The sequence below is a fragment of the Scytonema sp. HK-05 genome, from assembly GCF_963872035.1.
Taxonomy (GTDB): Bacteria; Cyanobacteriota; Cyanobacteriia; order Cyanobacteriales; family Nostocaceae; genus Kalymmatonema.
Genome location: NZ_CAWMYC010000118.1, coordinates 1 through 12,454, shown reverse-complemented (window position 1 = coordinate 12,454; position 12,454 = coordinate 1). Strand labels below are relative to the sequence as shown.

The 12,454-nt window shown below is 47.8% G+C and carries 9 protein-coding genes; 5 read left to right on the top strand and 4 right to left on the bottom strand.

The window, feature by feature from the left end; genetic code table 11:
* Positions 1-123 precede the first annotated feature (123 nt).
* Entirely contained in the window at positions 124-429 is a 306-nt protein-coding gene (locus tag AACT52_RS24625) for a WGxxGxxG family protein (RefSeq protein WP_073633685.1), read from the bottom strand.
* Positions 430-840: 411 nt separating this feature from the next.
* On the opposite strand from AACT52_RS24625, the gene smpB reads away from it, so the two are divergent.
* The gene (smpB, locus tag AACT52_RS24620; RefSeq protein WP_073633684.1) at positions 841-1,308 is read left to right on the top strand and encodes an SsrA-binding protein SmpB; all 468 of its coding nucleotides are present in this window, start codon (positions 841-843) and stop codon (positions 1,306-1,308) included.
* A 142-nt stretch (positions 1,309-1,450) separates the two neighbouring features.
* The gene (locus AACT52_RS24615) at positions 1,451-2,170 is read left to right on the top strand and encodes a rhomboid family intramembrane serine protease (protein ID WP_073633732.1); all 720 of its coding nucleotides are present in this window, start codon (positions 1,451-1,453) and stop codon (positions 2,168-2,170) included.
* Positions 2,171-2,442: 272 nt separating this feature from the next.
* On the opposite strand, the gene AACT52_RS24610 is transcribed toward AACT52_RS24615, so the two are convergent.
* Positions 2,443-2,625, bottom strand: a complete 183-nt coding sequence (locus tag AACT52_RS24610; protein WP_073633683.1) for a hypothetical protein — start codon at positions 2,623-2,625, stop codon at positions 2,443-2,445.
* On the opposite strand from AACT52_RS24610, the gene AACT52_RS24605 reads away from it, so the two are divergent.
* Positions 2,619-4,097, top strand: coding sequence for an RNA-guided endonuclease InsQ/TnpB family protein (locus tag AACT52_RS24605; protein ID WP_339375001.1), 1,479 nt, complete (start codon positions 2,619-2,621; stop codon positions 4,095-4,097). The genes AACT52_RS24610 and AACT52_RS24605 overlap by 7 nt on opposite strands.
* Before the next feature lie 166 nt (positions 4,098-4,263).
* Entirely contained in the window at positions 4,264-4,941 is a 678-nt protein-coding gene (locus tag AACT52_RS24600; protein WP_073633682.1) for a rhomboid family intramembrane serine protease, read from the top strand.
* A gap of 176 nt (positions 4,942-5,117) precedes the next feature.
* Here the strand turns inward: AACT52_RS24600 and AACT52_RS24595 are convergent, their stop codons facing one another.
* The gene (locus AACT52_RS24595) at positions 5,118-8,594 is read right to left on the bottom strand and encodes a two-partner secretion domain-containing protein (protein WP_073633681.1); all 3,477 of its coding nucleotides are present in this window, start codon (positions 8,592-8,594) and stop codon (positions 5,118-5,120) included.
* Between the two features lie 742 nt (positions 8,595-9,336).
* On the opposite strand from AACT52_RS24595, the gene AACT52_RS24590 reads away from it, so the two are divergent.
* A complete protein-coding gene (locus AACT52_RS24590) occupies positions 9,337-9,522 on the top strand; it encodes a hypothetical protein (RefSeq protein WP_073633679.1) in 186 nt (61 codons plus the stop codon).
* Positions 9,523-9,628: 106 nt separating this feature from the next.
* On the opposite strand, the gene AACT52_RS24585 is transcribed toward AACT52_RS24590, so the two are convergent.
* Positions 9,629-12,454 (bottom strand): beta strand repeat-containing protein (locus tag AACT52_RS24585; RefSeq protein WP_073633678.1); only part of this gene is annotated, 2,826 nt, incomplete at its 5' end.

The window sequence follows — 12,454 nt, the reverse complement described above, 5'->3', positions numbered from 1 at the left end:
CTTTGCTACAGACTATCCTTGCTTAATCGACTTAAATAAGCCTTAGATACACAGTCTAAGGCTTTGTGTCTTTTCATTGTTCAATTCTTTTTACACATAGCTTAGACAAACACTACGATTATTCTATTCTCTGTAGGTAGTGCTGCCAACGGCATTGGGGTCACGATAGCGAGTACCTTCTTCGCGGCGTTTGCCAGCCAAACCACCTAAACCTAGTAAACCAAGTAATCCCAACCAGCCCCAATCAAAACCATCGTCACCACGATAATTTGTACTTCTCGTGTCAGTTGTGGTGGTACCACCAGTGGTCGTTCCGGTCGTTCCGGTGTCACCAGTATTGGTTTGAGCAGAAGCAGGTATTCCGGGTAAAACAGCCATACTTAAGCCGATAACACTAGCACCAATAGCTGCTGTTAATTGACGTTTCATAATTTAACTTCCTCAACCATTAACTTTTCACTCATCAATTTACCGATTCCATAGCTGAACAAAATCATCCTGTGGCTATAAAATAAGCACCATCTCAACTCACGCTGAAGATATACAAAATTATTTCAACCTTTTCAAAAGTAAGATGCTACCTCTGTAAAGGATTATTTTTTACTTGTTATTAACTAACGATTCATTGCATAAATAAAAACATAGATGACCGGAAATAACCAATTAGTGATAAAAAAGATTAATTAAGAATACAAACAAGCTAAAACAGTATAAAAAAGCTAAATTAGTAGGATAAACCTAATATTCAGAGAAACATTGGTGCTGCTTTAAATTCCCATCTATACCCCCAAACTACCCTATACTATTTCTTTTGACACATATACCTACGCCAAATGATCAATGAGTGACAAGAACGAAGGCTACAAAGTTGTTAGCGACAATCGTCAAGCCCGTTATTTATACGAAATTCTCGAAACCTACGAAGCTGGAATTGAGTTGACAGGAACGGAAGTCAAGTCAATTCGTGCGGGTAAGGCTAATCTCCAAGATGGCTATGCCTTAATCCGTGATGGAGAAGTATGGCTAATTAACGCGCATATCTCGCCGTACACTTCTAGTGGGCAGTATTTCAACCATGAACCGCGCCGCACACGCAAGCTGCTGCTGCATCGCGAGCAAATTCGCAAGCTGATTGGCAAAGTAGAACAGCAGGGTTTGACTTTAGTACCCTTGAAGATGTATCTTAAGCGCGGCTGGGTGAAAGTCAGTATAGCTCTTGGCAAAGGTAAAAAAGTCCATGACAAGCGCGAAGACATCAAACGACGCCAAGATCAGCGTGAGATGCAACGGGCAATGAAGAATTATTAAGCAGTTATCAGTTGGCAGTTGTTCACTGTTAACTGTTCACTGATTACTGTTCACTGTGCTAAATACCTCCACAGGTTAGAAGAAACGACACGAAAAATTAGGTACTGTGAGGCTGGTTCCTCAAAAATCGGAAAAAACGCCTGTGGTTCCTATCAGAGATGATAATCCTGTAACAATCACGCCCTACGTCACTTATGGGCTGATTGCCGCCAATGTTTTGGCTTTTCTTTACGAAGCCAATCTACCTCCGCAACAATTAGATGGATTTTTACACCTTGCGGCTGTTGTGCCGCGAGAACTGAGTGCCAGTTTTGCGGGAATTTCAGTTCATCAGCCAGTGCCAGAATGGATTACTTTGATTACTTCGCAGTTTTTGCACGGTGGTTTACTGCACCTGGCTGGTAATATGTTGTTCCTGTGGATTTTTGGTAACAACGTTGAAGACAAATTGGGTCATATCAAATACTTGTTTTTCTATATAAGTTGCGGTGTTTTGGCATCACTGGCGCAGTGGTACTTTTCACAGAATTCTTCAATTCCTTCGTTGGGGGCTAGTGGTGCGATCGCCGGCGTGTTAGGGGCATACATTCTCCGGTTTCCCCAAGCAGAAATTCTCGGCGTTATTCCCCTAGGGTTTTTCTTCCCCACATTTCGTGTTCCAGCAGTCTTTTTTCTGGGGTTTTGGTTTCTCGAACAAGCTTTCTACGGACTCGCTAGTCTAGAAACACCTACTAATATTGGCATGGAAAGCGGCGGTATCGCCTACTGGGCGCATGCAGGTGGTTTTGTATTTGGGGCAGTTCTTGGTCCATTGCTGGGGTTATTTAGCGACAAACCAAAGCAAGAGCCTTGGTACACTTAGTACAGCATTTCATTAATTCGTAGCGGATAAAATTTGGCAAGACTCTGCGTCCCTTTGCGCGTTCCTCCGCTACCTGGTGCGTTTAAAAAAGTTACGAACTTGTGGAATCCTGTACTTAGCTTCTTCGCCGTAAGCCCCACACCATAGCTGAAAGCTTGGTGCTGGGATATAAGGCGGGGGATGAGGAAGATATTCCCGACCTATGCCAACTATCAGTTGGCGCGGGAGTGGAATAGCTGATGAATCCCGAATTATCGTGCCATCAAGAACGATTAAAATTCTATCTCGGTTGCTATCTTCTCAAGTAATTCACTAACACTAATACCATCGCTTGTGGCTTTCTTTTGTAGTTTATCCCATGCTGTAGGGGTAAGCCATACGCAATGTCTGCTTTTTAATTCTTCATGAAGTAGCGGCACATTTTTTACTGGTTTCTTCCCTTTTCTTGTTGACATTAAATAACTCCGACATCTATACTAGAAAGTATACAGCGCAAGAAAGTCAACAACCAGGAGGTGATTTCCAAGTGTTGCTGAATTATCAATACCGCGTCTACCCAGACATCAATCAAAAGCACCAAATAAATAGCTGGCTACGCATCACTAGGTATTGGTATAACAGGCAGCTTGGAGATAGGTTTAATTGGTGGCAACATAACCGTAATGACGTTAACTCATGCCCGCTAACTTGTTCATTGCCGGAGTTACAAGAAAATCCAGACTTTTATTCCCAGAAAAAGCAGTTACCAATTCTCAAAGAAGATTTGGTTATTGTTCAGCATTCTAGTGAACTGCTAGATTTCACGTCTGTACCGTCTCAGACGCTACAGGACGTATCAAAGCGCGTAGACCTGGCGTTTAAACGTTTTCTTCAAGGGGACAGTAACGGGAAACGTAGTGGGAAGCCACGCTTTAAGAATTCAGCACGATACCGCACTTTGAGGATTGAAGGACAGGCTATAGCCGTTCAAAGGACAGAAAAAGATTGGTTATTCTTGTCGATTTCAAAGCTGAAAGGTTGGTTGACGGTACGTTTGCACCGACCTCTGCCTAATGGGTTTATTCTCAAAAATATGTTGCTTACCAAAAAATCCGATGGATGGTATGCAACTATTTGTTTGGAAGACCCAACTGTTCCAGCCTTTAGCCCTGATGAGATTATTCCCACTTGGGACAATACTTTGGGAATAGACGCGGTACTGCACGAGCAAGATTACTTGGCAACGAGTGAGGGGACTAAGCTACCTGCTCTAAAATCTTTCAGAAAATCTGAGAAGCGCTTGGCACAGGTTCAGCGTCGTAAGGAGAAAAAACGCAAAGGTAGCAAAGCGCGTCGCAAACTTGCCAAACGCCAAGGACGCGAACATCAACGCATTGCCAGAGCTAGGATTGACCATGCGTTCAAAACCGCTCATGCGTTAGTACGGACTCTTAAGAAAGTTTTTGTCCATGAGGACTTAAACCTAAAAGCGTTATCAAAGCGCAATAAAGCTAAACTTGATGAGGACGGTAAATTTTTACCAAACGGGCAGTCCGCTAAATCGGGTTTAAACAAATCTTGGAATGATGCTGCTTTTGGGCATTTTTTCACAACTCTGGAATACATAGCTGGAAAAGCTGGGGCTAGGGTCATAGCAGTTAACCCTGCATACACATCTCAATTACTGGCGTATCGTGACGAGATTGTCTTCACTGACTGCCATATACGCTCTTATTGGGATACTGAACTCTCGCTTAACGTTGACCGCGATATTAACGCGGGAATCAACATTAAGCGCGTTGGGCTGGGGCTGTTCCCAACGTTAAAACGCCGTAAGGGGAATCTAGTAGTCGGTGACTCTACTACCAATAGTACCCTGAAGGAAGTTCTGGCAGTGTTGAAAAATGCGCCGGAAGCCTACACCTTGTCTGTACTCAGACAGGTGTAGGTAGTTCACTACAAAGCAAGTGCCACGAATAAGGCTGGCACTTCTTATGATCTTTGCCAAATACAGGTTTCTTATGGCAGCTTACAGCAGCAGGTCAAATTCCTTTTCAGCAACTGCTAGCCCCACAAGATATATTGCAGTTAATTAGTGATGAGGAAAAACACCTGTGTTTCCCCTGTATGACGAAAACCCAACACGAATCACCCCGTATATTACCTACGGGTTGATTGGCATGAACGTTTTAGTTTTTTTCCATGAAATTAGTCTGCCAGGTACACAATTAGAGCAGTTTTTGCAGCTGTATGCAGTGGTGCCACGAGAGTTAACGAACAACTTGGGTGGGGAATGGACGACTTTATTTACGTCGCAATTCTTACACGGTGGTTGGTGGCACCTAATTTCAAATATGGTGTTTCTATGGATTTTTGGTAACAATATTGAAGATCGCTTAGGTCATTTTAAATACATAATTTTTTATCTCAGTTGTGGTGCCCTAGCAGCTTTATGCCAGTGGATCATAGGTGTCAATTCTGGAGTTCCATCGTTAGGGGCAAGTGGTGCTATTTCTGGAGTTTTGGGTGCTTACATCATTCGCTTTCCCCATGCAAGAGTGATGTCATTAGTCTTTTTAGGTATTTTTTTTACCACAATTAGAGTTCCTGCACTGCTTCTGATTGGGATTTTCTTTATCCAAAATGTCATCTCTGGTCTTGCCAACCTGCAAGCCGCCGCTAACATGAGTGTGGAGACGGGCGGAGTTGCTTACTGGGCGCATATCGGCGGTTTTGTCTTTGGTGTGATTCTTGGTCCGGTGTTGGGGTTATTTAGGCGCGACGACTATTAGGCAAACAGGGAGGTTGGGTCGGACAGATCCGTCGAACTCACATCAGTAGACTTCTTGCATTCATTCAAAAAACGTGAATGTCATTAGTCGCTAAACGCAGTGTAGCGAGGAATCTCCACTCCTATGTTCTCACTCGGTAAACATGACAATTCAAGCATTTTTGCAAGAGGTCTAGTTTACTGCCTGCCTTGGCAGTTAACAGGTAGATTCAACGGATGTTGCACCGTTGGATCTGGTGTGGTAGCAACCAGGATGATTTCTCCACTGGGAGTTCTCTGCCATCCGGTTGCTTCGATGATTGGGGTACAGGATTTGGGAAAAGCTGTGAGCTCTTGTGAACGATTTGGGGTGTCAATGTTTCGGCTATGGGGTGTGAGCTGCTGTGGGGTTTGCTGAGGAACTGTTAGTCTACGTCGGTCTTGCCACTCGGCATCATCGTCTAATTCCTGCTCAGGAGTGGGAGGCAAGCCACCGCGCCCAGTGATGATAAAAGAGTTACCCTCGTTAGCAGGACAGCCAGTAGCAATCAACCGCGACAGGTCTACAAATTCAATCGGTAATTCAACTAAACCAGCAGTCGGGTCAATTCCTGCTGTGGTGACATTGATTGTGCCATTTAAGGCAGAGTTCGCTCCTGTGGCAGTGATATCACTACTGGGGGTGGGCTGAAAACGCGGTTGAATGCCAAAAATCGAATAAGCATTGATGCTGACATTACCGCCACGAAAATCCTGTGAATTGGCGCTGATGTCGCTATTTTCATTTTTGCCAGCCACGAGAAACCGGGTATCAATCCCAATGTTGCCACCGGGAATGTTGTTTCCTGTGGCGTTGGTTGTGATGTTACTGCCGTTTCGCAACAGAATTAGGGGAGCGAGCAAGTCAATATTCCCCCCACCCCCAGATGTGTCGGCTCGAATTCTGCCTCCATTGTTGAGGTAGATGCGATCTGCGTCCACAAACAAGTTGCCAGCAATGCCCGTCCCCGAACTACTGACGGTGGCTTCTGCCTGGTCTTGAATGTTTAAAGTTCCGGTGCGGAGGTTGAGGTTTCCCCCAATTCCACTACTGCCCGTTCCGGCAGTAATGACAGAACCATTACCTGTGAGCGTAATCGAGTCTGGAGCCGCGATCGCTAACGTTCCACCTCGACCGCTGCTGGAAGTGGAAGCAGAAATTTGCGCCCCATCCTGCAGGTTCACTCGCACGCTTTGCCCATTGCCACGCGGTTGAATCGTCAAGTTACCCGCATTCCCAGTACTGCTGGTTCCGGCGAATAGACCACTGGTTGCCCCTGACAACTGTAGCTCTGGCGTGTTTACGGTGATGTTGCCCGCGTCTCCCTTGCCAGCAGTGGAAGCGGAGAGTTTTGCCCCATTGCGCAGGGAGAGCGATCGCGCCTCAATGTTAATATCGCCACCCCTGCCCACGGCACCGGAGTCAAGCGTGCTCGTTATCTCGCTGCCATCAAACGAGACCGCATCGCTGGCTCGAATCAGGATATTGCCTGCCTCGCCTTGCCCCTGTGCATTCGTGTTGATTCTCCCTCCGTCGAAAACAGAGAGTGACCCGGTAGTGATGCTGACATTCCCTCCGCGTCCCACCGATTTTCGTGTCGCAAAGGAATACACCCCAGATGCTGGTAGCGCCAAGGTAATCACCTCACCGGGGTAGGTGGTACCACCAATGCCATTGGAAAATACGATATTAGTTACAGAATTGTTATCGAAAGAAATGGTATTGTAGGCATTGATCGTCACGCTGCCTGCATTTCCCTGTCCGTTGGTTGTGGAAATCAGTCCAGAATTCCGTGTGAAAGAAACCGTATCGCGGGCATTGATATTCACACTGCCTGCATTTCCCTGTCCGTTGGTGAAGGAACTCACTACAGCGTAATTGGTGAAAGACAATGACCCCGTGGTGATGTTGGTATCGCCAGCATTACCGACGCCACGTTGGTTCACAAGCTCTATACGGCTGCGATCAAAAGAGACGGTATCGCGGGCATTAATGTTGACACTGCTTGTATTTCCCTGTCCACTCGTGATGGACTGCAGGTTAGAATTGGTGACAGACAAGGACCCCGTGGTGATGTTGATATTGCCAGCGTTACCGACGCCAGTTGGATTCACATCATTCTGTATCCAAGAGCTATTGAAGGAAATACGATCGCCCGCTATCAGATTGACGCTACCGAGAGTTCCCTGTCCTTGCAATTGGTTTGTCAAGAAGCTCTGGCTGATTGTGATAGAACCCGTTGCATTCAGCTCCATCCCTCCAGTGGAGGTATTGGGTAATCTCGAATCTGCGGGAATCTGAGTTAGGAGCATGCTGCCAGATAGGTCAATGTTTTGGGCAAACACCCGGATACTGCCACGGTTGCCTGTCACGTCGATGTTGCTACGGCTGAGGCCAACATCGGCTCGCGCTAATTGATCGGGGACACTCAGATCGATCGCATTGCCATTCATATTCAGCCCAACCAGTCCTGAACTAGCAACGCCGCCCAACTCGACTCGCCCCCCCGGAGCCTCTAGCCTTGCCTGATTGAGCATAATATTGCCGCCCACGAGCGCGAGCGTTCTGCCCGGTTGCACCTGCAGCGGCGTTTGCGTGGCGAGCGTAATCGTATAGGAACCTCCGCCACTGCCAGTGTTGCTGTCCCACTCACTTAAGGGGAACTGAGCGCCGGGACCCCTCGGCCTCCCCAATAATCCAGCAAAGATATACCCTTGGGAACTGCGCGGGTTGTTATTGTAGCTAGAAATGCCCAAGTAATAGGTGCCTGAGGCCGGAGGGATGAAGAAATTCGAGCCTATAGTCGATTGCTGAGTGGGGGCACTGTAATCGTCATCGTTACTCGCTAAGCCCAAACCACGGCCATCGAACAAGAACAACTGGGTATCCACCCGAGAGCCATTCACCGTACTCGCTCTGAAGGGCACCCCTTGTCTTAGGGTCAGTTGGTACAGGTCAACATCGTTCGGATTGTTCAACGTGCCTGAGATGGCGTTAAAGCCTGTTTGGTCCGTCGCATTGTTGACCGGCTGGGCGGTACCGAGAAGCTGATCCGCATCGTTTACTTCAGTAAACGGATTTTGAGGAGTAGGAGGCTGCACAACGATGTCTCCTTGCCGACCCGTGAACTGCAAACCAATTGGCACACTGATGGTTAACAGAGGAGAAGCAGAGGGATTGACGGCACTGAACTCGGTCCCATCCGCGAACTTGATGCTACTGGCGGTACTGGCGACAAACGAGCCACCGATATTCAAGCTGGCATTGGGTCCAAAGATTATTCCATTCGGGTTGAGCAAAAACAGGTTGGCTGTACCGTTGGCTCGGATTAAGCCATCAATATTTGAGATAGACTGACCCGTGACTCGGGTCAGAATGTTCTGCACATCTGCTGCATTGTTGAAGAAGGCACTACCACCCCTTGGCACCGAGAACGATTGGAAGCTGTGGAACAGATTGCCACCCCGCCTTGCTCCGCCATCAATCTGAAAGTTGGGATTGCCTGTGACTTGCGTTTGCTCTGCTCTTGGCAGTGTGTTATCGGGAACGACTTGAGCTGCGATCGGTTGAGCACACATCAGCACACTCAGAGCGCTGCCAATTAAAAACCATGATTTCAGATGCCACCCGTTCATTTCGCTGTTTTGCCCTCCGTATCCCTAACGACAAGTCAGGCGCTGCTTAACATAGCTTAAACAATAGTAGCGATCGCCCTAGTATTTATTACAAACGCTTCAACTTTATTCACACCAGCTTCAGCGTTCCTGAGAGGATGTAAAACAAGTCTTTTTTTACAAATGGCACGCTCTATTGTAGGGAATGACAACGGAATGAATAAGTAGCCCTATTTCATTCAAGCTTTCACAAGAAAGAACTCAGAACTCAGGAGTCAGAACCATCGTTCTGTACGACTGGGTAGCAAGGTGCGTGGCAGATGGCGGTTTATTTACTGTGACATTCTCCCAGCACTGATTCGGAGTACCGAATGAGCGTGTGGGCTTCTCCAAGTCGCCCCGGAGAAATTTCCTGCTTCATTGGTCGCATCTAGGCTTGCAATACGAGCGAATGCTTGCCCCCGATAACGATGCCTCCACAGGCAGTTTAGAGACTCAGTCAGGCCCCACGGAGTCTTTGTACAAAAAGCAAAAAGCTTTGTACAACCAAACCAAACTGGTTTTACGCATTGATGGTTTCATGCATGAAGCAATCTTTCTCAATGCAACGCCCTACCAATTGTCAAGGTTCTGTACCGTTCCCAACGTATGCCCTTCGGGCACGCACTCGCGTTCGCACTGTTCACCTTGCAAGCAAGTTCGTTTGTGTCGAGTGGTCAGTGGTTAGCTGATATCATAATTGTAGCACAAATAGACTACGATTATGGCAAGAGACAAAGTATTTCGAGTTCGGCTAACCCAGCAAGAATGGGACAAGCTAGAAAAAACAGCGAAAGTTCGAGGAATCTCTTCAGCCGAAGTGCTTCGAGATTATATCAAACGACTACCGACCTCAGAGATTGGCGACTCGGACGATATCTCCTCCTTCACCGACCTACGGTCAATTTAAGTTGGAGATACCCTCATCGCCGCCCGCCAGAGCAATCCCGGCACTGAACGGAGTACCGTTACAGTGCGGGACTTACGGCGAGGAAGTTAAAAGCGCTCTAAACAATTTACTGGCTGCTAATGCAGTTAACAGGTAGATTCAACGGATGCTGCACCCCCAGTTCAGGTGTGGTAGCAACCAGGATGATTTCTCCACTGGGAGTTTTCTGCCATCCGGTTGCTTCGATGATTGGGGTGTAGGATTTGGGCTTCGCCGTGAGCTCTTGTGAACGATTTGGGGTGTCAATGTTTCGGCTATGGGGTGTGAGCTGCTGTGGGGTTTGCTGAGGAACTGTTAGTCTACGTCGGTCTTCCCACTCGGCGTCATCGTCTAATTCCTGCTCAGGAGTGGGAGGCAAGCCACCGCGCCCAGTGATGATAAAAGAGTTACCCTCGTTAGCAGGACAGCCAGTAGCAATCAACCGCGACGGGTCTACAAATTCAGTCGGTAATTCAACTAAACCAGAAGTCGGGTCAATTCCTGCTGTCGTGACATTAATTGTGCCATTTAAGGCAGAGTTCGCTCCCGTGGCAGTGATATCACTTAAGGAGGTCGGCTGAAAACGTGGTTGAATGCCAAAAATCGAATAGGCATTGATGCTGACATTACCGCCACGAAAATCCTGTGAATTGGCGCTGATATTGCTATCTTCATTCTTGCCAGCCACGAGAAATCGGCTATCAATCTCAATATTGCCACCGGGAATGTTGTTTCCTGTGGCGTTGGTTGTGATGTTACTGCCGTTTCGTAACAGAATTAGGGGAGCTCGTAAATTAATATTCCCACCGCCGCCTGAAGTATCTGCCCGAATTCTGCCTTGGTTGTCAAGAAAGATGCGATTGGCATCGACAAACAAGTTGCCTGCAGTGCCTGTACCGGAACTGCTAACCGTCACTTCTGCTTGGTTTTGGATACCGAGAGTGCCTGTACGCAGAGTTAAGTTGCCACCTGCACCACCGCCACCTGTTCCTGCGGCAATCACCGAACCATTGCCTGTGAGAGTAATCGACTCTGGGGCAGCGATCGCCAACGTTCCACCTCGACCGCTGCTGGAAGTGGAAGCAGAAATTTGCGCCCCATCCTGCAGGTTCACTCGCACGCTTTGCCCATTGCCACGCGGTTGAATCGTCAAGTTCCCTGCATTTCCAGAACTGGTGGTTTGAGCAAATAGACCGCTGGTTGCCCCTGACAACTGTAGCTCTGGCGTGTTCACGGTGATGTTGCCCGCATTCCCGTCTCCAGCCGTGGAAGTGGAGAGCTTGGCACCGTTGCCCAGGGAGAGCGATCGCGCCTCAATGTTAATATCGCCACCCCTGCCGTAGGCACCGGAGTCAAGCGTACTGATCGCATTTCCTCTATCAAACGAGACGGCATCTCTAGCCTGAATCTGGATCTTCCCGGCATTGCCTCGCCCCTGTGCATTCGTGTTGATTGTGCCAGAGTCAGAAACAGACAGAGAGCCTGTGGTGATGATTACGTCCCCTCCGCTTCCCACCGAGCCTGCCTGCGCTGAGGTCGTTACCCCACTATAAGCGTTATAGAAAAAAGAACTAAAAGGAAAAGGAGGAGAATAACTAAGATAACTAGGGGCTGTGCCACTAATCTGTACAGAGTCACGAGCATTAATGATGACGCGACCGGCATTTCCCAATCCCTGCGTAGAGGTATTCACACCACCCCCGTTGGTCAGAAACAGCGAGCCAGTTGTGATCGTCACATCTCCGCCTTGACCCACTCCTTGACCAAAAAAATAATTTGAAGCCACTTGTGTGGAGATATTGCTGGTGAGTTGAGGAATGCCGGATCCCAGGTCAGACTCACCATCTATAATGACGCGATCGCGAGCATTAATATTCACACTGCCTGCATTTCCCTGACCACCCGTGTAGGAATTCAGCCTACTGCCATTGGTGAGAGAAAACGCTCCCGTAGTGATGTTGATATCGTTAGCATGACCGACATCAGTTGATTCCGGGGTAAGGGAGCGATTCTCGCTCAGGACGGTATAGATTGAGGAAGCGCCATCAATAGAGACGCTATCGCCAGCCTTAATGTTCACGCTACCTGAATCTTTCGGTGCAACCGAGCCGGTAGACAAGTTAGCACCCTGTGTGAGAGAAACGGTATCGCGGGCATTGATATTTATATTGCCTCCATTTCCCGATGCATCCGAGAAGGAAGACATCTGGATACCCGTGACAAAAAGTGATCCCGTAGTGATGTTGATATCGCCAGCATTACCGACACCAGTTGACGGCCCAATAGGCCCAACAGTTACTACAGAAGCCTTATCAAAAAAAGAGACGGTATCGCGAGCATTAATATTCACAGTGCCCGCATTTCCCTGTCCATTCGAGAAGGAACTCAGTCCAGCACCCCTGACAAAAAGTGACCCCGTAGTAATGTTGATCTCGCCAGCATTACCGACACCAGTTGATTCCACGGTATTGTATATCCTACTGATATCCAAAGAGACGGTATCGCGGGCATTAATATTTACACTGCCTGCAATTCCCTGTCCAGCCGTGTAGGAATTCAGTTGAGCGCGATTGGTGAGAGAAAGCGACCCTGTGGTGATGTTGATATCGCCAGTATTACCCACGCCAGTTGGTCGCACGGTACTGTATATCCTACTGATATCAAGAGAAACGGTATCGCGGGCATTAATATTTATACTGCCAGCATTTCCCTGTCCAGACAATATATTTAGCAAGGAGCTATCGCTGAGTGTGATGGAGCCAGCTGCATTTAGCTCAATATCTCCAGTTTGGCTATCGGGTAATCTCGAATCGCCGGGAATTTCCATCTCAAGTAGACTTCTGGACATATCAATATTTCGGGCAAGCAATCGAATACTGCCACTGGCTCCCCTAACGTCAATGCCACTACCGCT